Below are 25,652 nucleotides of genomic sequence, written 5' to 3' on the forward strand. Positions count from 1 at the left end.
TGCGTAATACAACATTACGACAACAGAAGATCTGAACTATGGCAACGAAAACCCTCAAAATTCGCCTGCGCGCTGCGCTTGCACTGGCCGTGCTTGCTGGTTGCGCATTCGGCGCACAGGCAAAAATCGAACAGGTCCGCTTCGCCGTCGATCCCACCTATCCGCCTTTCGAATCAAAAACCCCGCAGGGCAAACTGGTAGGGTTCGATATCGACTTAGGCAACGCCCTGTGTGCACAAATGCAGGCGAAGTGCGTGTGGGTGGAAAGTCAGTTCGACGGCATGATCCCGGCACTTAAAGCCCGTAAATTCGATGCCATCCTGTCTGACATGGGCATTACAGAAGAGCGTTTGAAGCAAATAGACTTTACCCAGCCGCTTTACGATACCCACGCTCAGCTTATCGCACGCAAAGGGTCTGGCCTGTTACCGACGCCAGAGTCGCTGAAAGGGAAAACGGTGGGTGTTGAACAGGGCACGGTGCAGGAACGTTATGCCCGCGCAAAATGGCAGCCGCATGGCGTGACTGTGGTGCCTTACGGCGATCAGGCTCAGGTGGAAAGCGATTTAGTGGCCGGACGCCTTGACGCGGTCTTTACCGACGCGGCGCAGGCCGCCAATGGTTTTCTGAAACAGCCGCAGGGCAAAGATTTTGCGCTGGCAGGCCCGATTGTTCAGGATCCGATTATTGGACCGGGCACGGCGATTGGTCTGCGTAAAGGGGATGCCGAGCTGAAGACCGCGCTGGATACAGCCTTTGATGAAATTAAGAAAAATGGCACCTTTGATAAGATTCAGAAGCGCTATTTCTCAACCGATATTTCGATTCAGAAGTAACGTCACGGTGGGCTTTTTCGCTCTCCTGCCTGTGCAGGGCTATACTCAATGACTTTATGGGCGGCCCTTGTCGCCCTGAACCGACAAAAGGACATTAACACGGTATGTACCAACAACATCACCCCTTGTTAAGCGCCTCTCTCGGCACCCAGCGTGAAATTATCAGTTTTCATTTTGGCGATGACGCTACGCGACAGGTTTATATCCAGGCTGCCTTACATGGCGATGAAATACCTGGCATGGCGGTTGCGTGGTACCTGAAACAACGTCTGCAAACGCTGGAGTCAGCCGGACGGTTAAAAGCCTCTTTCACCCTGATCCCGGTTTCAAATCCTCTTGCGTTAGGCCAGCACTGGCATGGCACCCATTTGGGACGCTTCCATACGCAGACTGGACAAGATTTTAACCGTAAGTTTCCATCACTCGGCACCACGCTGGCTAACGATCTGGCTGGCGTACTGACGCCAAACGAAACCCAAAACAAGCGACTGATTCGTGATGCAATCGATCGCTACTACCGCGATACCGTACCGAAAACGGAGCTGGAAGCGCAGCGGTTCACGCTCATGCGCATGGCGAGCCAGGCGGATTTAATGATCGATCTACACTGCGACTGGGAAGCCCTCCCGCACCTCTATACCACACCGCACGCATGGCCTGCGGTCGAACCGCTGGCACGCTGGTTGGGTAGTGAAGTTCAGCTGCTGGCACAAGTTTCCGGCGGGGAGCCATTTGATGAAGCCTGTTGTGAGCCCTGGCTGACGCTGGCAGAACGTTTTGCCGAACAGTTCCCCATGCCGCAGGGTTTATTACCCGTAACCCTTGAACTCCGTGGCGTACGCGACGTGTCGCCAGAGCAGGCGGAACAGGATGCCGATGCGATTATCAGCGCGCTACAGGAATCGGGCTATATTACCGCCGATGAGGCGGCCGTTTCTGTAGAGGTCGCGGCACCGGTGATTGGCGGCGATGAGCTGGTATCCGTCGCCAGCGGAGGCGAAGATTTAGTCGGCGTTGATGAGAGCGGTACAGGACTCGGTGCTCCGGGTCTTGCTCAGGCTGCCGATGAAAGCAGGATTATTAAGCAGCGTCACACCGAGGGTACGTCAGCATCATCACCTGCGCTGAAAAATCCGCCCACCCCGCTTGCCGGTTGCGAATACGTTCACTCGCCGGTGTCGGGACTGATTCTGCATCGTAAACCGCTGGGCGCCCTTATCAGGCCGGGTGAAGTGGTCGCGGAGATTGTCGATCCGGTAACGGACCATATCACGCCACTGGTGGCGGAGTTCGGTGGGATACTTTACGCCCGTCACTGGGCCAGATTTGCCACGGCAGGGATGTTGGTGTTGAGGCTGGCGGGAGAGAAGTCGGTGCGGAGTGGGGATTTGTTGGTGGGGTAAAAAAAGGCTTCCCGAGGGAAGCCTTATAGCGCTTTAATGTCAGATGATCAATCTAACCACTCTGTGTGGAACACACCGTCTTTATCAATACGCTTATAGGTGTGGGCACCAAAATAGTCACGTTGTGCCTGGATCAGATTAGCCGGCAGAACCTCTGAGCGATAGCTGTCATAGTAAGCAATCGCAGCTGAGAAGGTTGGCGTTGGAATCCCGTTCTGTACGGCATAAGCCACAACATCGCGCAGCGCCTGTTGGTACTGGTCAGCAATATCTTTGAAGTAAGGCGCCAGCAACAGGTTAGCAATACCTGCATTCTCTGCATACGCATCCGTAATTTTCTGCAGGAATTGCGCACGGATAATACAGCCCGCACGGAAAATCTTCGCGATTTCACCATACTGCAGCTCCCAGTTGTTCTCGTCTGATGCGGCACGCAGCTGTGAGAAGCCCTGTGCATAAGAAACGATTTTACCCAGGTATAAAGCACGACGGACCTTTTCAATAAATTCAGCTTTATCACCAGTAAAGGCTTTAGCCTGAGGACCGCTCAGAACTTTTGAGGCAGCAACACGCTGAGTCTTCAGAGAAGAGAGATAGCGTGCAAACACCGATTCGGTAATCAACGACAGCGGCTCACCGAGATCCAGAGAACTCTGGCTGGTCCATTTCCCTGTACCTTTATTGGCCGCTTCATCAAGAATGACATCCACCAGGTAGTGACCCTCTTCATCTTTCTTAGTGAAGATGTCCTTGGTGATATCGATCAGATAACTACTCAGTTCACCGTTGTTCCACTCGGTAAAGGTTTCTGCCAGTTCTTCGTTATTCAGACCGAGCGCGCCTTTCAGCAGAGCATAAGCCTCAGCAATCAGCTGCATATCGCCATATTCGATACCGTTGTGAACCATCTTAACGTAGTGACCCGCACCGTCTGGACCAATATAGGAGACGCAAGCCTCACCGTCTTCAGCACGCGCAGCAATCTTATCGAGAATCGGCGCAACCAGTTCGTACGCTTCTTTCTGACCGCCGGGCATGATAGATGGACCTTTCAGAGCGCCCTCCTCGCCACCGGAAACGCCGGTGCCGATAAAGTTAAAGCCCTGATCAGAAAGTTCTTTGTTGCGACGAATGGTATCTTTGTAGAAGGTATTACCACCATCAATCAGGATATCGCCTTTATCAAGATGCGGGGTGAGTGAGGCGATAGTCTTGTCAGTCGCTTCACCTGCTTGCACCATCAGCAGAATGCGGCGTGGTTTTTCCAGCGAATCAACAAACTCTTCAACGGTATAGAACGGCGCAAGCTTCTTGCCTTGGTTCTCAGCGATGACTTCATCGGTCTTCTCGCGCGAACGGTTGAAGACAGAAACGGTGTAACCGCGGCTCTCGATGTTAAGAGCCAAGTTGCGGCCCATCACTGCCATACCTACGACGCCGATCTGTTGCTTGGACATTTTTTACTCCTGTCTGCATAAAAGCGAGTTAAATGATTCTGGTAAAATGTAAATAGGATAAGCGTAAATGGCCCTATCGTACATTAAATAAAGGAAGATTGATAATCAAAGAGCACTTTAGTATAAAAATGGGAGTTACAATTCAAAGGGTAAATATTAGCTCATTGAAATAAATTTAATGTAAAAGAATTATATAAATCTTCAAACACGAGGCAACTCAATTAAACATTTTCTGTTTAATATATCTCGTTCTTTATCGATAAACCAACCCCACTTATTAAAATATCGTACAGCTGATTTTATATGATAAATAAGAAATTTGTAGCTAGTGTAAGAGCGCCTTTGAGACTCATGAATTACATAAGAGTTTGGGCAATAACGGACATTCAAACCAGCAGATGAAACTCTTCGCGAAAAATCAACATCTTCGAGATACATAAAATATTGAGTATCAAAACCCTTTGTGACCGCAATAGCTTTACGACTTATGAGCATAAAGCAACCAGACATAGATGGCGCAAAAAAAGATTTAGAGTAATCAGCCTCGACTAATTCATACACGCTATTCTGTTTGAAACAAAATCTAGCGAGAAAGCGCCTTGCAAACAATTGTGTAGGAGTTGGCAAAAGCTTACAGCTATGTTGAATATTACCATCTGGATATAAAATCTTAGGCGCGGATAGAGCTATATTTGATTGACTGCTAAAATCTATAAGTTTGTCAACCTCTCCTTGTTCGAAGGATATGTCAGGATTACATATTAAAATGAAATCAGCCTCATCTCCAAAGCGTTCAATTGTTGCATTGTGCCCAGCACCAAAGCCATCATTTGATTCTAAAGCAACTAGATTTAACTTTGTACTTTTTAAACTACTTAGCCAGGCACAGTGAGAACCATTATCAACTATGACGACCTTGGATATTTTTTTTTCAAGCAAAAGACAATCAATAGTTTTCTTGACATCATTATAAGCGTGTTTATATAACACAAGAGATGCGACGGTTATCACAGATAAACACCTTAAAATTTATTTAAAATCACATAAAAAAAATTAGTTAGATTTCCAATAACAGTTTGATGATAGAATTTATTATTAAAATACAAATGAAGTCTTGAAAAAAAACTTGAATTACGCATCAGTTTTATTGCTGCAATATTTTTTTTAGCTTCATCGGTAAGTTCTATATCAAGACAGTTAAGCAAATTTATATTAATGTCATTCCAGTTAGCAGTGCGACCGTTCATAGCAGAGCAGAAATTCTTTAAACGCCGTAAAGGGCTCATACCATTGCCGATTATATTATTAGAGTGCTGGCGATACAGTACCATTGGCTCCTGATCATAATAGACAACACCACCACAAGCAGTAACAACTTGATATAAAGACCAATCATGGGCGATCATAGGCTCATTTTGTAACTTAGCGAGCAAAGTTCGAGCTTTATGATTAAAAATCATTGTATTACCGCTGGCAATATTTTGTAGTAAAGAATTTTGAAAGAATGCGGGCTTTTTATATAAAGGAGAGCATCCAATTTTTTTATTATCGCCATCAATTAATATTGAACGAGAGCAATAAACTGCTGGCATATGCGCTGGCACTTTTTTTAAAAAAGCAACTGCAGAAGAAAGTTTATTTTGACACCAAATATCATCTTGATCTGAGAAGGCGTAATAGTTTGCAGAAATAGAGGGGTCAACTATCAGTGACATGAAATTTTGAGCAAAGCCCTTCCCTGGGCCGTGATGTATTTTTACATTTCTATTGCTTAACGAAAACTCTTGTATAATTTTTAAAGTGTCATCGGTTGAACCATCATCAGAAACATAAAGACTCCATGATGAATGACTTTGTGTTTTAAAAGAATCCAGTTGTTGATTTAAAAAAGCACCACCATTGTAGGTAGCTAGAAGTATGGCTACATTTTCGTTAGCAACACACATAATATATCCTGAAAACATAATTATATCAGTAAGCTGTTTAAATAGCACTTACAAAGCGACACAAGCCATCAACGACTAATGGAATATAATAAAATCTAAAACGGCACAAAAATGCCTTCGAAAACTCAATCATACTTCTTGAAGTTTATTTCAAAAAAGATTTTAGCGTCCATTTCATTTTACGAAGTAATGAAAATAATCCGGGATGATCACGATGTAATTTACCAATAACTTTCTGCCGGAATATTATATAGTTCTTTTTGATTTTAGGTACGTTGGGCTGTTGATTAACTTGTTGATGCAAAGATTGTTCATAAAAAGTCCAAAACCTATCTGACTGAGCTTTTAGTAATATTGTAGAAGTAGTAATGCCTGAATGAATAATATCCTGACATACAGTAGCAAATTCACTAGAACTACTCTCCCAGTCGGGCCATTTCTCAGCAGTTAAAAGTGCGTTCTTTTTAAGAGTATCTAATTTTTCAGGGTTGTTTTTAAGATGGTTTAAAAAACCAATAACTTCATTATCATCACGATTAAAAGAAATTAGTCCGTTAAAATCATGTTCAATATATTCATCATAACCTGTCACATCATAGCTAATAGATGTTCCACCTGTATGGTACATCTCCAGTGGTGGCCCAAACATGCCCTCAACAGTAGATAACTTAACCAAGACGTCGCAAGAAGCATAGATGCTTCCTATTTCAGAAATAGGGATTCGGCTAAATAAACGGTCTATGTTTGGATAAGCACCAATTTCAGTAGAGGTTACAAACCAAATTTCGTCTGCATTTGATTTTTTGCAAAGATTTAAAGCCAGCTCGGTATTCTTGAAACTTACATTAAGGGGGCCTTCAACCAGCACTCGTAATTTGCCTGGTACCCTAGCACTTTTGGGTTCGATTGTACTATTAAAGTATGATTTGCTGATCCCGTTACGCACTAAATGAGCATCTTGATCGTAATACTTTTTTAAATGATCTTTTATCCATGTAGCTTCAGTGATGAAATTAACTTGCAAACTATATGTCAAATCGACAAGAGTACGTAAAGTAACTTCATTTTCTGGATAAAATCGAGATTCAATCGACTGCACAAAGAATGCATACTTTTTTGATTTAATTTTATTGAGATAAAAAACAGTCCGCCACCATGTCGCAATCACTAAGTCAAACTGCAAAATTTCTGCTTCTGAATAAGTCAACCAAGTTAGTTTTTCAGCACCTGGAAACCATTCCAACCTGGACTTGTTGGGTTTATCATCAGTTATTATGGTTATTTTGTTTCCCATTGCTAAGAGTCTGGTAGCATGCTCAAAAATGACATTAGTACCACCACTAATGTCAGGACTCCATAACAAAAAAGCAATATTATTCATCATTTATGACTCTTGAATTTTAGAAATTTAACAGAACAATAGATATATTTTAAATATCCAACACCATTAGCGTGAAAATCTAAAGGTTTCCACCATGAAGAACCTATTGTAAATCTTGGATTTTTAAAAAGATTTTTGTAATATTTGAAAGAGGATTTTTTATTTATACCGAAAGAACTGTAATCGAATACACCAAAATTTTCATAATGCTGAATTGATGAAAATTCATCTCTTTCGTCTCGACTTGGCAGCATTACACCATTGAAATAATCATTTCTAACAGCTTCTGATATTTCATTATCCGAAACAGAGTATGTATTTATAATTTTGTTAAATTCATCAAATTGAATTAAGGCTTTATGCTGAAAGGGTGCTATTCTTTCATTATAAATTCTCATTTCAGTTTCATTGTTGTCAAATATGAAGTTTTTGATCGAATCATTATAGCATTTCAGGCTTCCATGCGATGCTCCCATTAATACTTCAAACCCAGCACGAAACTCATTAAAAACATCATTGCCAGCGCGTTGCCCCCATTGGTGATCAAAGAGAAGTCCGTCTTTTATATTAACGTTGCTACATTCAGCTCCTTCATGAATTCCAAAATAATATCCGAAAAATTTCCTTCCTGTAGCTTTCGATATATTATCCTGAATACTCCCTTTCCAACCGACATCAACAACATAAACAAATTCTTCGTTTCTTTTGTCCATTAATGAATTGCAGTAACTATTTAAATAACTATTTTGTTCATTACGTTCTATATCGTAAATTTTTTTGAAATCACTATTTTCAATTAGTGACAGAAAAGCAGCACTCTCGCCAAAATTAGGATACGGCACGTTGAAATCATATTCAATAAGAACCTGCTTAAGAAAGCTTTCGTACTTATCAAGATTAATACTTTTAAGAAAAGCGCTGATACTACAAGTTTGGTATTGGTATAACAATTTATTAAATGTCTTTTTATTTAACGTTCCTAAAGATGGTAAATAAGTTGCTCGCCTTGATACATACATATAATGGGTCTTAACTTTCCAAAATGTAGATGGCAAAGAAGACTGATACTTTTCAAAGGCTTTTTGTAAAAACTCACCTTCACGTGAGAAAAAGTACACGTTTAGAGCCCTGTTAGTAGCTAGAGCCCAATATAAGCGATGTGTAAATAAGTAAATAGCACTACTTACCCAATTAAAATTATATTTATAATTCTTAGTTATATCTACAATTTTTTTCTGAATTAACTTTCTCTGAAGATCTTGCGCAAGGTTTGACATATAATCACTTTGATCAACCGACAAATGATATGCCATCAGACCTCGGCTTTTTGGCATTGCTACATCACTGTGAGCGTTATCACCAAGCATGATCGTATTTTTAGTATTAAGCTTTAGTTTATTAATTACCCAATCAAATGCACGACCTTCCCTTTTAGTTCTTTTATATTCACTTGAAACAAAAACATCATCAAAAATTTCATCAATACCATGATGAATTATAAATTTTTTAATAGAGTTAACATCAAGATAAAAATCTGAGAGCAAATAAATTTGTTTATTTTTTCTTTTCTCTGACCTCAATAACTCTATCGTAGATAAAATTGGTTTTTGTACTGATAATTCGATTGCCATTTCTAAGTCGTAGCAATGACTAACAAAACTCGCTAAATCTGGAATTCGACATATTATTCCAGATCTTTTTAACTCATAATAAAGTGCCGTTGACATTTCTTTGTAGCGAAACTCGGCATCATCACCATGCATCTCGCTCATAGCACATAAACCAGCTTCAATTCTTAAACGCAATTCATATAGGCAGTCAACAGTGAGATTTATTCGATATGAGTTAATAATAAATGCCGACCACTTTCGTTTTACAACTTCAGGATGACATGTACGCCCAACTAAAGTATCAAAAAAATCAACTAATATAGTAGTAATATTATCAGAGATAGTAACTTTCATTTATAAATACTCATTGGGAATTCTGATTTAGCGGTTTTTAGTCAATTTCATCTCAAGATCTAAAATCTTTTTCTGTGCTTCAGATAATGTTTTATCACGATCTTGTAAAGCGGCTTCTGTCTTTAAAATGGCATTTAGTCTCTCTTCAGAGATGCGCTCAGCCTGTTCTTTGTAAAAGACAAGTTCATTCATTCTCTGTTCCGCTTCAAGTAATAAATCCCAACGTTTCAAGGCCAATTCTTCAGCATAAGCCAGACTTTTTCGTACAGGCGCTACTAGCTCTTCGTCGTATTCAATACGGCTTACACCGGTAAAGACACTTTTTATATGCTTTACTTCTTTTTCGTTTGAAGCAAAAGCAATAAATGAACCATTTGTATTATCTTTATTTTTATCAGGATACAATAAGACCAAATCCTTATCGGTATTATTATCAATTTCCTCATTTAAAGTATGAATTGCTGATACAATTTCCTGCGCCATGATAGCTATGTCAACATATTGAAAATATTTTTTAAGCAAATTGCTTAAAGCATTTAAACTAAATGATTGAAGGTGAAATGGATTAGGTCCGTAGAGCTTTGAGCAAAATGCTTCATAACTTTCAGTAGGAACAGAACAGATAAAAATCCCATCAGGTTTCAGTACACGTTTAATTTCAATCAAGGCATTTTCAGGATACTCCAAATGCTCAAGTGTCTCTAATGAAATAAAAGTATCAATACTCTGATCTTCGAATGGCAATGACATGATAGAGCCATAATCGAATTTGGCACGTTCGATGTTTTGATTTTGGGCATATGATATAGCATCACGGTCAACGTCAAAGCCATAATAATTTTTAACTTCTGGGTTAGTCAATAGAATTGATGCTGAATACCCTATTCCACATGCACAATCCACTACAGTACCTTTTGCAAATTGTGATACATATGTATAACGATGATGATGCTCATCTTGAAGAAAGCGAAGTTTTAAAAGCTCATTTTCAATTCTTTCCATATTTAAATCCTTTCTTCTACTTTCCAAGAGTGTTCGATTTCATAAATTCCTACTGCACGAAATTCATCTGCAACAAAAAATTCACACACAGGTAAGGCTTCAGTAATAATTTGTATTCCATCTTTGTCATTTACTGCCACTCGCCAGTTATATACTCCCGATAAGAGTTTTAATGATGGAAAATCAACCGTGACTTTAAATTTTTTACCTACTTGATAAGGACCAAGCCCTCGCATTGCTGTGGTTGTTCCACATATATACACTCCATCTTTTCGATAAAGGTTGAATACGAAACTTAGACCTTCAAATTCATTTATATCACTGTCAAATGTACAATCAAAAGATAACTGAACATTTTCACCACTTGTTATTTCGGTTATCAATTTACCATCTGAATTCTTCAAGTAAACATCATCAATAACTATTAATTTCTGACACACTTCTTTTTCTGTTTCTTTTTTAAAAGCAATATTATCTCCGTTGGTAGTGTTTTTTTGTAAGTCTGATAAATAATGCTGCACTGCGATATCGGCATTGCCGAAATAACGTTGCACACCTTTTTCTAAATATAAGGCACTGTTACAAATGTTTCTGACTTGATAGTCATCATGCGATACAAATAGGATTGTACACCCATCATTCCTTATATCATTAAACTTTTTTACACACTTGCGCTGAAAACGAGAATCGCCCACTGCTAATATTTCATCAACAATCAAAATATCTGGTTCTACATGTACTGCCGTTGCGAATGCTAATCTTGCGAACATACCGCTTGAATATGTTTTAACTGGTCTTTCCAGAAATTCGCCTATATCAGCAAAGGCTGCTATATTATCAAAACGTTCATTGATTTCTTTTCTAGTCAAACCTAATAGTGAAGCATTAAGATAAACGTTTTCTCTTCCAGTAAATTCAGGATTAAAACCTGCACCTAATTCTAATAAAGGCGCAATACGACCTTTAGTCATAACCTTACCACTAGTTGGAGATAAGGTACCGCAAATCATTTGTAATAAGGTTGATTTTCCTGAGCCATTGACACCAATTATACCAACCGTCTCACCTCTCTTTATTTCAAAGTTGGTAGACTCTAGGGCAACAAACTCTTTACCCCTGGCTTTAGGCAGACCCAATAAGGAACCCAAGCGTTGCATAGGACTTGAATATATTTGATAAACTTTCCGCAAGTTTACAGCAGAAACAATAATATCAGAGGACATCGGCAAATCCCCTTTTAACCTTATTAAACCACATTACAGCTAACCCATGAACAATCAAGCAGACTAACCAATATATCGAATAGCCCTGAAAGCTAAACATCTTCCCATAAATAACAACATCTCTTAACGATTCAACAATGAATGTTAGTGGATTGAGATATATGAACATTCGATATTTTTCAGGTACAGACGAGACAGGATAAAATATAGGTGACATGAAAAGCATGAGTGCAATAATTACTGAGACTATTTGGCCCATATCTCTCACATACACACCCAAGGAAGATAAAAATAAAGAAACACTATAAGCTAAAAAAACTAAGGGCAACATCACTAATGGGACTAAAAGCACTGTAATTGTCACTGGCTGATGGAGTATCACGCAAAAAATTGCAAACACAAGGCATCCCATTAAAAATTGAAATAATGAGCCTAACACAGTTACCCAACACAATGTTTCGAGAGGGAACAAAACTTTTTTAACATAACTAATATTATTTACATATATACCTGTCGCTTTCCCAATGCATTCGGCCATAAATCCATGTGTAAGCAAGCCAGCAAACATTATTAATGAATAGTTTTCTGTGGTTGTCACACCCCATTTAGCTTTGAATACAAAACCAAAAATAAAACTGTATATCGACAGCATGATTACTGGATTTAATAATGACCAGACAATACCCAAACTCGTACCGCGATAGCGGCTTTCAATATCTCGTTTGGTTAGATTAAAAACCAAACCGCTATTTTTAAAAAGTGTTAACATAATTTATTCGTCAATTAGTAAATAAGAATCACCAGAAAAAGACTTACTTCTTAATAGATAAAACTATCTTTTCTATATAAAAGATAATTCTTTGCTTCCAACTTTCTGGTGTAGAATTTCGTATGGCGCTATCATAATAATAAATTCGCAATAATTTTTTGTGATGACTGTTTCCATAATTGACGTTCTTAAAAAAAAGAAGCTGCAATGTTGTATGAATGATGTAGTTAAGATTTATAACCGTTGGGATTGTTTTTTTGCCAGTTCCATGAATCACGCATCATAACATTAAGATCGCGAGTTGCTTTCCAGTTCAGTTTTTTTTCAGCCAGCCCAGGATTAGACCAACACTCGGCTATGTCGCCATGACGTCGCCCTACGAACTCGTACGGAACTGTACAACCAGAAGCTTTTTCAAATGCCTGGAGCATTTGAAGAACTGAATAACCATTTCCTGTGCCTAAATTATAGACATTGAAACCTTTATGATTACTAATGTGCTGGATTGCTCTCAAATGCCCCTCAGCCAAATCCATTACATGGATATAATCTCTTACACCAGTACCATCAACCGTAGGATAATCATTACCGTAGATAGTTAATTTGGGTAGTTTACCCACAGCTACTTGTGTAATGTAAGGTAGAAGATTATTTGGAATACCCGATGGATCTTCACCAATCATACCTGATTCGTGTGCTCCAACTGGGTTAAAATAACGCAATGCAATAATAGACAAATCAGGTTCAGCTTTTGCATAATCTTGCAGTATTTGCTCAACCATTAATTTTGATGTTCCATAAGGGTTAGTTGTTCCCCCTACTCGAGAAGTTTCAACTAATGGAATTTCCTCTGGTGTTCCATAGACCGTAGCTGAAGAACTGAATATGAAGTTTTTAACTTTAAAACGCCTCATTTCATTCAGCAGGTTAATCGTACCTATTACATTATTATCATAATATTCTAAAGGCTTAGCATTAGATTCACCTACTGACTTTAGACCCGCAAAGTGAATAACAGAATCTATTTTATGGGATGAAAAAACATCATGTAGGGATTCTTTATTCAGGATGTCTGAACCATAAAATTTTATATCTTTACCAGCCAACTTACCCACTCTTTTTAAAGACTCATCGCAGGAATTCACCAAGTTATCTATAACAACAATATCAATATCGTTTTTTAAAAGTGTAAGAACCGTATGAGAACCTATATAACCAGCACCACCTGTAATTAAAACAGACATTATTCTTCCTTTTTTGATACGTATTAAGTCATAACGTTGATTTAGTTTAGAATTAAAACAAACCACTAAGTCATTAAAAATTTAGAATGATATTAACTGTCAACTAAAATACATAGCTTCTTTAAAATAATCTCCATTATTATCTTTGTTTGATAACAACGGGTGGGCCTTGTCATTTAGTGGCCACTGGATATTAAGATCAGGATCGTTCCATATAATCGAACATTCGCTTTTGGGATTATAATAATCTGTACATTTATAAATAAATTCAGCATGGTCACTTGTAACATAGAAACCATGAGCGAACCCTTCAGGCACCCAAAGCTGATTTTTATTTTCGGCTGATAATATTACCCCTACCCATTCACCAAAGTTTGGTGAAGATAGTCGCAGATCAACCGCAACGTCAAATACCTCACCTTTTATCACACGAACTAATTTTCCCTGCGTATTTTCACTCTGATAATGTAATCCCCGCAACGTACCAAATTGAGAATAAGAATGATTATCTTGTACGAATTTTCGTTTGCAAACTAGCTCATCAAATTTATCTTGCTGCCATGTTTCCATGAAAAAACCGCGCTCATCTTTATAAACATGCGGCTTTATAACTTTTACATCTGGAATTTTAGTTTCTATGACTTCCATTAAATTTTGCCTTCATATAAATCCATAAGATATTTACCGTAGTTATTTTTCATCAAAGGTTTCGCTAGCTCTTTGAGTTGTTCCGCGGTGATGAAATTCATTCTATAGGCAATTTCTTCTGGACAGGCGACCTTAAGACCTTGTCGTGTTTCAATCGTTTGTATGAAATTATTTGCTTCAATAAGACTTTGATGAGTCCCCGTATCTAACCACGCATGTCCTCTACCCATCAAAGAAACTGAAAGTTCACCTTTTTCTAAATATAAATTATTAATATCTGTTATTTCAAGCTCTCCTCGCTTGGAGGGCTTTAAATTTTTGGCCATTTCAACCACACTATTATCGTAAAAATACAATCCAGTAACTGCATAATTACTTTTGGGAAATTTTGGCTTTTCAACTAATGAAACAACCTTCCCAGCCTTATCAAATTCAACTACGCCGTAACGTTCAGGATCTTGGACATGATAAGCAAAAACTGTTGCACCATGATCTTCGTTCGAAGCTTTTTCTAATTGTTTATAAAGATCATGTCCATAAAAAATATTATCACCCAAAATAAGTGCACATTTATCCTTGCCAATAAAATCCTCACCCAAAATAAAAGCTTGAGCGAGACCGTCTGGATTTTTTTGCACCATATATTTAATACTTAAACCCCATTGTGATCCATCACTTAAAAGATTTTCAAATCTTGGTGTATCTTCTGGAGTGCTAATTATCAAAATATCCTGTATTCCAGCAAGCATGAGAGTGCTTATTGGGTAATATATCATTGGTTTATCATATATCGGCAACAGCTGTTTACTGACGGCCATAGTCACTGGATAAAGGCGAGTACCTGAGCCACCAGCCAGAATTATTCCTTTTTTATGCTTAACCATGTGAACCTCAAATTAAAAACTACACGAACATTTCATCTAAAACTCTTAACACTCCATCTTTCCAAGATGGAAGATTTAATCCGAAATTTTTTCTGAATTTAGATGTATCAAGTCTAGAATTTATTGGCCGTTGTGCCGCCTGATTTAATGTTGCAGTTTTTGTTGGATTAATTTTACTTATCTTCAGAAGAGCATTTTTACTTTTCATAAAATCAGCTATAAGGCAGGCGTACTCGTGCCAAGTGGTGGCGCCAGATGCTGTAAGATGATATATACCAGTTTTAGATCGATCAGCAAGCGTCATTTTTATGGCATGCGCGGTGCAATCTGCAATTAATTCAGCTCCTGTTGGAGCACCAATTTGATCATCGACTACTGAGATAACCTCTTTCTCTTGGCTTAAACGTATGATAGTTTTTATAAAGTTGTTGCCTTTGAGAGAATATACCCAACTAGTTCTGAATATAAGATAATCAGACATGTTGTTTATAATTTCATTTTCTCCACTTCGTTTACTTTTACCATATATATTTAGTGGCTTAGTTTTGTCATCTTCCTTCCATGGCAACGTTCCTACTCCATCAAAGACATAGTCAGTTGAATAATGAACGAGTAAGGCTTCAATTTCTTTTGCAGCACAAGCTAATGTTTTTACTGATGTTGTGTTTATCAACTCTGCAATTTCTGATTTAATCTCTGCTTTATCAACAGCAGTGTAAGCAGCGGCGTTGACAATTACATCAGGCATTATTTTTTTTACTGTTTGCTTGATTCCGTCAGGATTACTTAGGTCACCACAAAATTCTCTAGACGAACGGTCCAATGCTATTATTTCACCTAAAGGTGATAATGATCGCTGTAACTCCCATCCAACTTGACCATTCTTTCCCAGCAGCAGTATTTTCATTTATTGCGCTTCTCATAGTTATCATGAATCCAGTTCTTATAGGCTCCGCTTTTAATTCTTTCAACCCAATCCTGATTATCAAGATACCATTGAACCGTTTTATACAATCCCGTTTCAAAACTTTCTAAAGGTTTCCATCCCAGATTATCTTCTATTTTTGAGGCATCTATTGCATAGCGTCGATCGTGTCCCGGACGGTCTGTAACATAAGATATTAGCTCTCTGTAAGAATGCTTTGCAGGGCATAATTTGTCCAGTATGTTGCAAATCTCAATTACAACCTCGATATTTTTTTTCTCATTATGCCCGCCAATATTATAAGTCATACCATTTTGAGCGCGTGTAATAACCGTATATAAAGCTCTGGCATGATCATCTACATATAGCCAATCGCGTATTTGATCGCCTTTTCCATAAACTGGTAAAGGTTTGCCTTCAAGCGCATTACTGATAATCAGCGGAATGAGTTTTTCCGGAAAATGATATGGGCCATAATTATTCGAGCAATTAGTTACTACGATCGGCAAACCATATGTTCTCCCCCAAGCTCGTACTAAATGATCGCTTGCAGCTTTGGTTGCAGAATAGGGACTACTTGGTGCATAAGGCGTTTCTTCTGTAAAGAGAGGGAGTACACCTTTTTCATCTTCGGGATGAGGAAGATCGCCATATACCTCATCAGTAGATACATGATGAAATCGAAATAATCTTTTTTGGTGTAAAGTCTGACGCATCCAATACTTCCGACTAACTTCAAGAAGCTCGTACGTCCCCAGCATATTTGTTTCAACGAACTCACGTGAACCTATGATTGAACGGTCCACATGACTTTCAGCAGCCAAATGCATGACCATATCTGGTTGATATTTGTCGAATATTTTTTCTAAAGCCTTCCTGTCACATATATCAACTTTTTCGAAATGATAACGGGGACTATTACTAACAGTCTTTAAAGATTCAAGGTTACCTGCATAAGTCAGCTTATCAATGTTTATAACTTCATCGTTTGTGCTGTTGATAACAAAACGAACGACTGCTGAACCTATGAAACCGGCGCCTCCAGTAATCAAAATTTTCATAACGCTCTTATCCTGAAAAGCTTTACCACCTCACTATAAGAGGTGAAGTGTAGATATCAAGTTTTTAACCACGCTACCGCCCCTGGCTTGTAGCTACCAGTACACTCGAGGTAAAAACGAAGTTGTGAGAGGTCTACACCTTCGAATTACTGTTACTAAAATGTCTAAAGCTCGTAAATCTGTATAAATGGTAATACTACAATTTGCGATGAAAAATTGACACGGTTATTGTCTTTTTAACGTATTTTCACATTCAAAATGGCTAAAAAACACACTAAATCAGACCCATAACTGTACCGATTATTGAAAATCACTATAGCAAATCCTTTTCATTCATGTCTTTTGCACAGGTTGTCTTTATTAGGCATCAAGAATGTTTGATAAAAAATTTTCATAATTATGCTTAATTTCATAATGTATAGAATGCCATAATACGCAAAAACCCGGCCTCAGCCGGGTTTTTAACTGTCACTCTTGCTTACCTAAACCCTTCCGGATTCTTCGACTGCCAGTTCCACGTATCACGCATCATCGCATCGATACCACGCGAAACCCGCCAGTCCAGTTCCTGGTTGGCCAGCGACGCATCCGCCCAGAATGCCGGAAGATCACCGTCACGACGCGGCTTGATTTCAAACGGAATGGGCTTGCCTGAGGCTTGCTCAAACGCCTTGATCATTTCCAGCACAGAGAAGCCTTTCCCACCACCCAGATTATAGGCTTTATAGCCTTCAATTTTATCGAGGTGGTCCAGCGCTTTCAGGTGGCCTTCAGCAAGGTCAACGACATGGATGTAGTCACGCAGACAGGTGCCGTCTGGCGTATCGTAGTCACCACCAAACACGCCGAGTTTATCCAGACGACCTATAGCGACCTGGGCAATGTAAGGCAGCAGATTGTTAGGGATACCGGTTGGGTCTTCGCCAATCTCGCCCGACTCATGCGCACCGACCGGGTTAAAATAACGCAGCGCAATGGTTTTGAACTTCGGCTCAGCTTTGGCGAAATCCCGAATGATAAATTCGACCATTAGCTTAGAGGTGCCATATGGGCTGGTTGTGCCGCCAATCGGTGTGGTTTCCACGTAAGGCACCGGGGCATTGGCACCATAAACGGTAGCGGAAGAACTAAAAATGAAGTTCCAGACGCCCGCGTTGCGCATCTCTTCAAGCAGTACGACCGTACCGGATACGTTATTTTCGTAGTATTCCAGAGGCATACGCGTGGATTCACCCACCGCTTTAAGAGCGGCGAAGTGAATCACGGCAGAAATGCTGTGGGAGGCAAACAGGTCACGCAGGCAGGCGCGGTCAAGAACGTCGCCTTCGATAAACGTTGCTTTCTTGCCGGCGAGTTTCTCAACCCGATTGATGGCCTCACGCGAGGCATTGCACAGATTATCCAGTACCACCACATCATCACCGCGCTCAAGCAGTGCCAGCACTGTGTGGGAGCCGATATAACCTGCCCCGCCCGTTACCAAAATAGCCATCTCTTCTCCCTTTCTGCCGCGTTAGCCGCGGCGAATGATAGTTGATTACTTCGCCAGAATTTTCTCGATCGCTTCGCGGAAGTCGCGGCCCTGTGCGTTATTGCGCAGACCGTAGGAGACAAATGCCTGCATGTAACCCATTTTACGTCCGCAGTCGAAACTGTGACCCGTCATGAGTGAGACATCGACCGTTTTTTTCTTACTCAGGCTGGCGATAGCATCCGTTAACTGAATACGGCCCCATGCGCCCGGTTCGGTACGCTCCAGCTCAGCCCAGATATCGGCTGAAAGCACGTAGCGTCCCACCGCTGCCAGGTCTGAGTTTAACTCGGCCGGGTGCTCAGGTTTCTCAACGAAGTCAGTAATCGTGCTGACATCACCTGGGTTTTCCAGCGGCTGCTCAGTCGTGATCACTGAGTATTCAGACAGATCGTAGTCGGTGAGGTGTTTTGCCAGCACCTGGCTGTGACCGGTCTCTTCAAAACGCGCAACCATTGCCGCCAGATTATATCGTAAATGGTCAGCGGTGGAATCGTCCAACAGCACGTCAGGCAGGACAACCACAAAAGGATTGTCGCCGATCATAGGACGCGCGCAGAGAATAGAATGCCCCAGGCCCAGTGGCTGCGCCTGACGTACGTTCATGATGGTCACGCCCGGCGGGCAGATTGACTGGACTTCACTCAGCAGCTGGCGTTTAACGCGTGCTTCCAGCAGGGCTTCGAGTTCATAGGTGGTATCGAAGTGGTTTTCTACCGCATTCTTGGACGCATGGGTGACCAGCACAATCTCTTTGATCCCTGCTGCAACACACTCATCAATGATGTATTGAATCATTGGCTTGTCCACGACAGGCAGCATCTCTTTCGGAATGGCTTTAGTCGCCGGAAGCATATGCATACCGAGACCCGCAACCGGGATTACTGCTTTAAGCTTGGTCATAGTTATTCCATCTAATGAAGTGAAGACATGCGTCAATTATGCCGGATGGACCGGAAAAGGAAGTATAATCTTTATCTGAAAAGCCGACACTAACTCGCTGTGAAATCTTACAAATTCGGGATTTTACCTAGAGTAAACATCCCCATAAACTGAGTTAACACAAACAGTAAAGGCCGACCACATGAGCGGCAGAGAAATTGACGTCGCCGTTTTTGGTGCCAGCCATAAAAAGAAACGGGCGACCTGAGTCGCCCGTTGTTATTGGCATCACAGCCACTGTTCAAACCATTCTGGCATCACGAAAAGGTCAAAGTGATTTACCAGCAGCATCAGCCCCACAAACAGGACCGATACAGATACCCACTGTCGGGCATAAGGGATGAAGCGAATACCAATAACCGGCTTGATAAAGAACGGATGCGCCAGCGCTGAAATCAGCACCTGTGAGATCGACAACGTCAGCGCGACGTAGAGCACGTTTGGCCAGATAAAGGTGGTCGCAAGCACGGCCATGACGACCAGGCTGGCCACGATGTTCCAGTAGAACTCCACGTTGGTTCGGCCATTCGCCTGTGAAATGGCACCGGTCAGTCCACCCATCGGACGCAGCATGCCAAACAGCAGCATCAGCGGGATAAGATGATAAACCTGCTCGTGAGACGCACCATACAGAATGCGTACGATGACCGGAGACAAGATACCGATAGCAAGGTACATGGCACTGCTGAAGAGCATAATCACCAGCGTGCCTTTCAGGAACAGCTTCTTCAACTGCTCGGGATCCTGCTGTTTTTCCGCGAAGCGCGGTAGCGCCAGACGGTTAATCACCGGCGAAACCAACTTCAGGGGCTGTAGCACCAGCTCTTTCGCCAGAGAATAGACGCCGAGCATTTCTGCCCCCATCACTTTACCTACCACCAGCGCATCGGCCTGAGTACGAAGCTGGTTAATGGTCTGCGAACCCAGTTGATAGATACCGTAACGAATCGCACTAAAGAAAGTCTGTTTATCGAACTCCCATGTGGGACGCCATGACTTCTCACCCAGCGCGATCATGCACAGGATGCGGGTAAAGGCGTTAATAAACAGCCCCAGAATCGCGGCGGCCACCGTCAGCGAGGTAAACTCCAGCATCGCCACTACGCACAGGAAGGCAAACAGTTTGGTGCCCATTTCGATCTTCGCCAGCGACACCATGCGTTTGGTTTTAATGTAGTGGGCCTGATATTGCGAAAGATGCCCCAGCACCAGAAAGTTCAGGCTGGTCAGCATAATCAACCCTACCAGTTCCGGCAGATGATAGAACCAGGCAACAGGCCAGGCAATCAGCAGCATGACAACGCCGGTACATAAGCTGAGCGAGACGTTGACCCAATAGATGGTGCTCTGTTCGCGTCGGGTAATATTCTGGCGATGGACCAGATAACTGCTCATGCCCATGTCCTGCAGCACGCCCGCCACCGCTAAAATAGCGTTGATGATCGCCAACAGCCCCAGCTCATGGGTTTCGAGTTTACGGGCGAGAATACTCAGTTGAGCAACCTGTAATACCGCAGAGAAACAGGTACTGCCAAACAACCAAATCGCCTGTGACTTTATTCCACTCAAACCATTTGCTCCAGAATCTGTGCCAGCTCGCGATACGCGATGTGCTGATTAAACTCGGTTTCAACTTTATGTCTGGCTGCGGCAACAACCGGTGCCACGTCCACCGCGCCTTCTGACAATTTCAGCAGCGTCTCGGCCAGCGCCTCGGCGTCATCTTCCTTCACTAACCAGCCAGAAACGTTATTTTCGATCAGTTCCGGAATGCCGCTGTGGAAGGTGGAGACCACCGGCAGCCCTACCGCCATCGCCTCCATCAGCGCAACCGGAATGCCTTCCATGTCGCCATCTGCAGCCGTTTTAGAGGGCAGCAGAAAGATATCGGCTTCGTTGAGGGCCTGACGGATCTCTTCCTGAGGTTTGAAACCCGGCATCGTCACGCAGTCGTCCATCTCTTCGCGCGCAATAAAGTCACGCATCATCTGATCCTGATCGCCATTGCCGATGATGGTGTACTGGAACTGGCCACCGCGCTGTTTCAGAATGGCGCTGGCTTTCACCGCCACATCCAGTCCTTTCTTTTCGGTCAGACGGGCAACGGAAACAATGCGCAACGGCGTATGGAAGGCATCACGCGGCTGGAAATTGAATTTTTCAGGTTCAATTCCCATGCGGGTAACGTGAATTTTTTCAGGCGGGCAGCCCATTTCAATCAGCTTGTTCTGCCAAAGATGGCTGATGGGCAACATCAGCTCACTCTGCTGAAACAGATTACGGTAATCCTGCTTATGCTCGTCGAGGATGTGACGACGAGAGATATCCGCCCCGTGAAACACCGTTGCCTGTTTGCCCTTCAGGATACCCAGTTCACGCAGTTTATTCGCCAGCGCCCCGGCATAGCCGAAATGCACCAGGAAAACATCCGCGACATAGGTCTGACGCGCATTGGCAACGATCGCCGGCAGCAGCAGCTTACTGGACTGTGCGCCATAGCGGCGCACGTTTAGGGAACGGAGTAACGACACTTTGGTGATTTTGGGCAGAACCAGTTTCAGCCGCTGTCCCAGCTTGTCCGTCAGGGAAATTTTTTCTTCGGGTAACAGGTAATGCGTCTTTGCCGCCAGACCATATTCGTCAAATGCGCCGTGGCGGTTGACCAGGTCTCCCGGAAATACCGAGATAATCTCAACGTCGTAACCGGCATCAATAAAATGAGTGACCTGGTTGAGAACAAAGGTTTCAGAGGCAACCGGGAAACGCATCGTGAAAAAAGTCAGTTTCATCACATCATCCTATTACGTTTAGAATCTCTTCAGTGATTCTGTTACCTACTTCCCTTTCATGCGCCACGGCGGTTTCGACGTTTTGCTTGATCGTGTCGTAGTCGGCCAGGATAGCCTGAACTTTATCAATCAGCGAACCGTCCATCAGGCTCTGAACATCGGTAGCCATTTGCGGCAGACCTAGCTGATTCATGACGCCCATGGATTTGTGTTCATAGTTGATGGCGACCGCTGGCGTACCAAAGTTCATTGAGATGATGGCAGAGTGCAGACGGGTTCCGATGGTCAGGTGACACTCGCTGAGGAGGACACCTAATTCGAGGTCATTAAATTCATCCATTACAACGTGGTAGTGCTCTGGCTGCTCAACGCGATCGCGCAAAGTGAGCGCCACCATACGGTCATCTTTGGCGTAGCTGTCGATGCCCGTACAGGTAGATAAGGCGACGACCTGATAACCGCTGGCGATCATGGCGTTGATCACGCGACCAAAGGCGGCTTCGTATTCCTGCTGCGTGACGCCCAGACGCTTATCAAACGGCGCCAGTTCACGGACCGTAATCGCGATGGTTTTGCGGGTGCGAATCACGCTCTGCCAGTGCTGCAGACTGTGGCTGGGGTTTTCAACGTGACGTGCACGTACCAGGAAGGCCGTATCCACACCGGGCATCACCTTTGAGCTGGTCACGCCATCGCGCTTCATCAGGTCAAGGCTAACGGACTCACGCAAGATAAGGCGGTCAACCCGGTCAAACACGAAGTTGGCCAGTTGATTAGTGCGGGCGTTCTGGAAAGGTCCAACGGAGTGGCCAATCAGGTAAAGCGGCTTCTTAGCCAGCAGCGCGCAGAGCGCATGGTCAAACTGAGTCACGCCATACAGATCGACAAAGAATGAACCGCCCACCTGAATGACTGCATCGTACTGCGCCAGACTTTCCGTGAAGGCTTTGAGGTGTGGCGGCACGGAGAAGGATTTGTAGGGTCCACCCTTGCCCAGATGCGCCATCATGATATTCGGCATCAGTCGGTTAGCGACTTTGCGTTTAACAGAGCCAATCAGGCCCTTACCCGAGGAGTTGTTGTGCAGGAAGAGCTTATCCTGCTGAATATGTTGCTGAAGCAGATAACCGGAGCTGGTTGGATAACGGCTTATCACATCAATATCCACATCGTTGCGCGCGGCCTGAATTGAATCAATCAGTCCACGCAGAATCGCGCCATCCCCACGATTCCCACAGGTATGGTTACCCACCAATAAAATCTTCATAAAAACTCCGAATAATTTTTTCTAATTCAAGCAACCGCCCAGTTCCGAAACGGGCAAAATGAATAGGGAGAAAAACAGCAAATAAAAATCCTGCACCAACATCCCAGATGCTGTTGGTGTTGGCTGCCGTATCAGGGCAGCCCTCTCTGACTACGATTTAATCGCAAAATACGGTAAGGCGACCTGCTTACCATTAATAACGACAGACACGAATCCTTCAGGTTTGCTGGTATCCACCTTGTCATCAGACAACGCGCGGGAGGCCAGCAATAAATCCCCCTGCTCATTCGCGCCCACGCCCGCTTTACCGTTATGCAGGCTAAAGCGCTGCGGCGCGGCATGACTGCCGCTGTCCGGCGCAGCCTGGGTCATTTTGGCATCGACCCGCGCACAGCGGCCGGTGACAAAGCGATCTTTCGCCGTGCTCTTGATCATCACCGCTGCCGAAGGCGTCCAGCCTGCCAGCCTGATGAAAACCTGCGTGTCGGTATCGGTTTTAGCGACGTAGCGTACATCCACTACCGGGCTGCTGCCTTCCGCCGACCAACTGGCTTCAGCATGGTCTTTCTTGCGTTGAACGTGAATAACCGCCCGGCCGCCGGTGTTTTTCCCACTGATGAGGTTCATCAGCGGCTCACCGTCCGTGCCGTTATTGAACTGCGACTGTCCAAAAATTTCGATTTCCCACGAGTCGCCAACGGTGGGGGAATAAAGATTGCCCAGTTCAAACCACACGGCCTGATTGGTGTTGTTTTCCAACAGCCAGCGTGAGGTCAGATAGTTATATTTCAGGCTGCCATCGATCGCGACGCCGTAGGACTCAACGCGGGTCGATCCCATTTCCCAGGCGCTTAGCCAACGATCGCCCTGCTCTGAGTTGTCAATCCAGCTGCCGGATTGCAGGTTGGTCTGACGCGTATTCAGGCGAGAGTGCCAGGCAATCAGCGGGTTCTTGCAGTCCTCAAGGCTTAAGGCATCGATAATCCATTGACCGTTTGAGATATCGCCGGGATTATCACAGTGCTCAATCCAGCCGTTGTGAATCAGCGACTGGCTGCAGCGCGGCAGGTTAAGAACTTTGCCGCCTTTACAGTGCTGGGCGTTAAAGTTTGACAGCTCAATCGCGGTACTGTGGTCCCAGTTCCCCTTTTTCTGACCAGACCAGCCGGCCTGAATCACGTCGCCCGTACAGGCTGAGGCGTACCACTGGTCAATCTTACAATCCAGCGTATCCAGCAGGCTGAGCGCGGTGCCGCCAACCTGGTTGAAGCGCAGGCAGGCACCACGGAAAAACTGTCCGCCTGGGCAGGTATTACGGAACAATCCCTGCTTATTGGGATGCGTATCCGTATTGCCGTTAAAAATCAGGTTAGAGATTTCCACCCAGCGGGCGCTGACCTCGAAAACAAACGGCGATTTGCCGTCGGAGACGATGCTGGTCGCCGGGAAATACCCAAAGTTGACCATCGCACCGGAGATGCGGAAGAAACGGCGCTGCTCCTCACCGAAGTTACAGGCGGAAACGAAGAACGTGCCCGCAGGGAACTGTACGCAGATAGGCTGATCGCTCTGCTGCGACCACTGATACATCGCTTTAATCGCCGGCGCACTGTCGGTTTTGCCGTCGGCGATAGCGCCAAAGTCAAACAACGAGAGTCGGTTATAGTCATCGACTACGCGACGCCAGTGAAAACCGTCGCCGCTGAAAATCACCCCCTGATCGTCCTGCGCCGGCTGGAAACTGCCGACGAATTCGCCGCCCCCCACTTCCAGGCCGGGGTGCCAGCTTTTGAGCTTGATCTTCGCGCCTTCAAACAGCGGTCGCGTCTTGCGCAGATCGTCCACCGAGGGGATCTCACCGATTAGCTGATAACCCGCAGGCTGTGCCAGACGCTGACTAAAGGCAGCCTGGCCCGGCTGGCTGACATCCGGGATGTTAAAGACCATCTGCCCGTTGCTGTCTTCCAGCGCCATAGAGTGAGACGGATTCGCGATCAGCGCCGCATTATCCTTTACAAACTGGTCAAAATTTCCCTTATTCAGGGTAATCGGCTGGGTGATTTGTGCCAGCTTGCCGCTGGCATCGCGCAGGAACACGGGGATCTGGTTACCCGCCTGGCTGGCATCGCTTCCCGACTTACCGATCCACAGTTTTCCCTGGAAGTTTTGCCAGAACTGCGGCGGCATCGCGTAGACATTTTCAGGCGTCAGAATCGGAACATCGCCTTTGGGTACCGCGCTTGCATCAACCGACTTGAGCGCCAGGCCAGTGTTTTTGGCCGCGTAGCTGGAAAAGGTGCTCACGGAGAGCGCGCCGACAAGGGCGGAGGCTGCGGTTTGCAAGACTTCTCTTCTTTTCATGCAATTAATCCCGTCGTCA

Annotated in this window: 21 protein-coding genes; 2 read left to right on the top strand and 19 right to left on the bottom strand. The window is 43.6% G+C overall.

Annotation, left to right across the window (positions count from 1 at the left end; translation table 11 throughout):
* Positions 1–38: 38 nt before the first annotated feature.
* Both ACPXSQ_RS09140 and ACPXSQ_RS09145 read left to right on the top strand, forming a co-directional pair.
* Complete coding sequence (locus ACPXSQ_RS09140) at positions 39–836, top strand: ABC transporter substrate-binding protein (protein WP_014605468.1); 798 nt, start codon at positions 39–41, stop codon at positions 834–836.
* Positions 837–940: 104 nt separating this feature from the next.
* Positions 941–2,239, top strand: a complete 1,299-nt coding sequence (locus tag ACPXSQ_RS09145; protein ID WP_110286619.1) for a succinylglutamate desuccinylase/aspartoacylase family protein — start codon at positions 941–943, stop codon at positions 2,237–2,239.
* A 47-nt stretch (positions 2,240–2,286) separates the two neighbouring features.
* Here the strand turns inward: ACPXSQ_RS09145 and gndA are convergent, their stop codons facing one another.
* The 19 genes from gndA to ACPXSQ_RS09240 form a co-directional block, all read right to left on the bottom strand.
* Positions 2,287–3,696 carry an NADP-dependent phosphogluconate dehydrogenase gene (gndA, locus tag ACPXSQ_RS09150; RefSeq protein ID WP_104933483.1) on the bottom strand — a complete coding sequence of 470 codons (1,410 nt, stop codon included), beginning with the start codon at positions 3,694–3,696 and terminating at the stop codon, positions 2,287–2,289.
* Positions 3,697–3,897: 201 nt separating this feature from the next.
* Complete coding sequence (locus ACPXSQ_RS09155) at positions 3,898–4,707, bottom strand: glycosyltransferase family 2 protein (RefSeq protein WP_105076804.1); 810 nt, start codon at positions 4,705–4,707, stop codon at positions 3,898–3,900.
* A gap of 11 nt (positions 4,708–4,718) precedes the next feature.
* Entirely contained in the window at positions 4,719–5,642 is a 924-nt protein-coding gene (locus ACPXSQ_RS09160; RefSeq protein WP_105076803.1) for a glycosyltransferase family 2 protein, read from the bottom strand.
* A gap of 145 nt (positions 5,643–5,787) precedes the next feature.
* A complete protein-coding gene (locus tag ACPXSQ_RS09165) occupies positions 5,788–7,026 on the bottom strand; it encodes a glycosyltransferase family 4 protein (protein WP_246871876.1) in 1,239 nt (412 codons plus the stop codon).
* The gene (locus ACPXSQ_RS09170; RefSeq protein WP_146109080.1) at positions 7,023–8,987 is read right to left on the bottom strand and encodes an HAD family hydrolase; all 1,965 of its coding nucleotides are present in this window, start codon (positions 8,985–8,987) and stop codon (positions 7,023–7,025) included. The genes ACPXSQ_RS09165 and ACPXSQ_RS09170 overlap by 4 nt, the downstream gene beginning before the upstream one ends.
* Positions 8,988–9,014: 27 nt before the next feature.
* Positions 9,015–9,989: a class I SAM-dependent methyltransferase gene (locus tag ACPXSQ_RS09175; RefSeq protein WP_105079097.1), complete on the bottom strand. Its 975-nt coding sequence runs from the start codon at positions 9,987–9,989 to the stop codon at positions 9,015–9,017.
* A gap of 2 nt (positions 9,990–9,991) precedes the next feature.
* Positions 9,992–11,212: an ABC transporter ATP-binding protein gene (locus tag ACPXSQ_RS09180; RefSeq protein ID WP_426143474.1), complete on the bottom strand. Its 1,221-nt coding sequence runs from the start codon at positions 11,210–11,212 to the stop codon at positions 9,992–9,994.
* On the bottom strand, positions 11,202–11,981 hold the full coding sequence (locus ACPXSQ_RS09185; protein ID WP_105076799.1) for an ABC transporter permease: 780 nt from the start codon (positions 11,979–11,981) through the stop codon (positions 11,202–11,204). Before ACPXSQ_RS09185 ends, ACPXSQ_RS09180 begins: the two co-directional genes overlap by 11 nt.
* 227 nt (positions 11,982–12,208) lie before the next feature.
* On the bottom strand, positions 12,209–13,225 hold the full coding sequence (galE, locus tag ACPXSQ_RS09190) for a UDP-glucose 4-epimerase GalE (RefSeq protein ID WP_105079099.1): 1,017 nt from the start codon (positions 13,223–13,225) through the stop codon (positions 12,209–12,211).
* Positions 13,226–13,324: 99 nt separating this feature from the next.
* Positions 13,325–13,873, bottom strand: coding sequence for a dTDP-4-dehydrorhamnose 3,5-epimerase (gene rfbC, locus ACPXSQ_RS09195; RefSeq protein ID WP_105076797.1), 549 nt, complete (start codon positions 13,871–13,873; stop codon positions 13,325–13,327).
* Positions 13,873–14,757: a glucose-1-phosphate thymidylyltransferase RfbA gene (rfbA, locus tag ACPXSQ_RS09200; protein ID WP_105076796.1), complete on the bottom strand. Its 885-nt coding sequence runs from the start codon at positions 14,755–14,757 to the stop codon at positions 13,873–13,875. Before rfbA ends, rfbC begins: the two co-directional genes overlap by 1 nt.
* 19 nt (positions 14,758–14,776) lie before the next feature.
* On the bottom strand, positions 14,777–15,664 hold the full coding sequence (rfbD, locus tag ACPXSQ_RS09205) for a dTDP-4-dehydrorhamnose reductase (protein ID WP_105076795.1): 888 nt from the start codon (positions 15,662–15,664) through the stop codon (positions 14,777–14,779).
* A complete protein-coding gene (gene rfbB, locus ACPXSQ_RS09210; protein WP_105076794.1) occupies positions 15,661–16,743 on the bottom strand; it encodes a dTDP-glucose 4,6-dehydratase in 1,083 nt (360 codons plus the stop codon). The genes rfbD and rfbB overlap by 4 nt, the downstream gene beginning before the upstream one ends.
* Positions 16,744–17,221: 478 nt before the next feature.
* Positions 17,222–18,235 (bottom strand): UDP-glucose 4-epimerase GalE, encoded by a 1,014-nt coding sequence (galE, locus tag ACPXSQ_RS09215; protein WP_022623396.1) that lies wholly within the window; start codon positions 18,233–18,235, stop codon positions 17,222–17,224.
* 45 nt (positions 18,236–18,280) lie between these two features.
* Positions 18,281–19,177, bottom strand: coding sequence for a UTP--glucose-1-phosphate uridylyltransferase GalF (gene galF / locus ACPXSQ_RS09220; protein ID WP_014594076.1), 897 nt, complete (start codon positions 19,175–19,177; stop codon positions 18,281–18,283).
* Between the two features lie 267 nt (positions 19,178–19,444).
* Positions 19,445–20,785, bottom strand: coding sequence for a lipopolysaccharide biosynthesis protein (locus ACPXSQ_RS09225; protein WP_013026374.1), 1,341 nt, complete (start codon positions 20,783–20,785; stop codon positions 19,445–19,447).
* Positions 20,782–22,005, bottom strand: a complete 1,224-nt coding sequence (locus ACPXSQ_RS09230) for a glycosyltransferase (protein WP_014594078.1) — start codon at positions 22,003–22,005, stop codon at positions 20,782–20,784. Before ACPXSQ_RS09230 ends, ACPXSQ_RS09225 begins: the two co-directional genes overlap by 4 nt.
* Positions 22,006–22,009: 4 nt before the next feature.
* Positions 22,010–23,272 (bottom strand): colanic acid biosynthesis pyruvyl transferase WcaK, encoded by a 1,263-nt coding sequence (gene wcaK, locus ACPXSQ_RS09235; protein WP_013026376.1) that lies wholly within the window; start codon positions 23,270–23,272, stop codon positions 22,010–22,012.
* A gap of 150 nt (positions 23,273–23,422) precedes the next feature.
* On the bottom strand, positions 23,423–25,633 hold the full coding sequence (locus ACPXSQ_RS09240) for a phage tailspike protein (RefSeq protein WP_029570273.1): 2,211 nt from the start codon (positions 25,631–25,633) through the stop codon (positions 23,423–23,425).
* Positions 25,634–25,652 lie beyond the last annotated feature (19 nt).

Source organism: Pantoea sp. EEL5 (assembly GCF_049892805.1).
GTDB lineage: Bacteria > Pseudomonadota > Gammaproteobacteria > Enterobacterales > Enterobacteriaceae > Pantoea > Pantoea ananatis.

What these genes read in the sequence shown, in the direction of transcription:
- ACPXSQ_RS09140 (WP_014605468.1), top strand. Translation starts at nt 39, where the DNA reads ATGGCAACGAAAACCCTCAAAATTCGCCTGCGCGCTGCGCTTGCACTG.
- ACPXSQ_RS09145 (WP_110286619.1), top strand. Translation starts at nt 941, where the DNA reads ATGTACCAACAACATCACCCCTTGTTAAGCGCCTCTCTCGGCACCCAG.
- gndA (WP_104933483.1), bottom strand. Translation starts at nt 3,696, where the DNA reads ATGTCCAAGCAACAGATCGGCGTCGTAGGTATGGCAGTGATGGGCCGC.
- ACPXSQ_RS09160 (WP_105076803.1), bottom strand. Translation starts at nt 5,642, where the DNA reads ATGTGTGTTGCTAACGAAAATGTAGCCATACTTCTAGCTACCTACAAT.
- ACPXSQ_RS09165 (WP_246871876.1), bottom strand. Translation starts at nt 7,026, where the DNA reads ATGATGAATAATATTGCTTTTTTGTTATGGAGTCCTGACATTAGTGGT.
- ACPXSQ_RS09170 (WP_146109080.1), bottom strand. Translation starts at nt 8,987, where the DNA reads ATGAAAGTTACTATCTCTGATAATATTACTACTATATTAGTTGATTTT.
- ACPXSQ_RS09175 (WP_105079097.1), bottom strand. Translation starts at nt 9,989, where the DNA reads ATGGAAAGAATTGAAAATGAGCTTTTAAAACTTCGCTTTCTTCAAGAT.
- ACPXSQ_RS09180 (WP_426143474.1), bottom strand. Translation starts at nt 11,212, where the DNA reads ATGTCCTCTGATATTATTGTTTCTGCTGTAAACTTGCGGAAAGTTTAT.
- ACPXSQ_RS09185 (WP_105076799.1), bottom strand. Translation starts at nt 11,981, where the DNA reads ATGTTAACACTTTTTAAAAATAGCGGTTTGGTTTTTAATCTAACCAAA.
- galE (WP_105079099.1), bottom strand. Translation starts at nt 13,225, where the DNA reads ATGTCTGTTTTAATTACAGGTGGTGCTGGTTATATAGGTTCTCATACG.
- rfbC (WP_105076797.1), bottom strand. Translation starts at nt 13,873, where the DNA reads ATGGAAGTCATAGAAACTAAAATTCCAGATGTAAAAGTTATAAAGCCG.
- rfbA (WP_105076796.1), bottom strand. Translation starts at nt 14,757, where the DNA reads ATGGTTAAGCATAAAAAAGGAATAATTCTGGCTGGTGGCTCAGGTACT.
- rfbD (WP_105076795.1), bottom strand. Translation starts at nt 15,664, where the DNA reads ATGAAAATACTGCTGCTGGGAAAGAATGGTCAAGTTGGATGGGAGTTA.
- rfbB (WP_105076794.1), bottom strand. Translation starts at nt 16,743, where the DNA reads ATGAAAATTTTGATTACTGGAGGCGCCGGTTTCATAGGTTCAGCAGTC.
- galE (WP_022623396.1), bottom strand. Translation starts at nt 18,235, where the DNA reads ATGGCTATTTTGGTAACGGGCGGGGCAGGTTATATCGGCTCCCACACA.
- galF (WP_014594076.1), bottom strand. Translation starts at nt 19,177, where the DNA reads ATGACCAAGCTTAAAGCAGTAATCCCGGTTGCGGGTCTCGGTATGCAT.
- ACPXSQ_RS09230 (WP_014594078.1), bottom strand. Translation starts at nt 22,005, where the DNA reads ATGAAACTGACTTTTTTCACGATGCGTTTCCCGGTTGCCTCTGAAACC.
- wcaK (WP_013026376.1), bottom strand. Translation starts at nt 23,272, where the DNA reads ATGAAGATTTTATTGGTGGGTAACCATACCTGTGGGAATCGTGGGGAT.
- ACPXSQ_RS09240 (WP_029570273.1), bottom strand. Translation starts at nt 25,633, where the DNA reads ATGAAAAGAAGAGAAGTCTTGCAAACCGCAGCCTCCGCCCTTGTCGGC.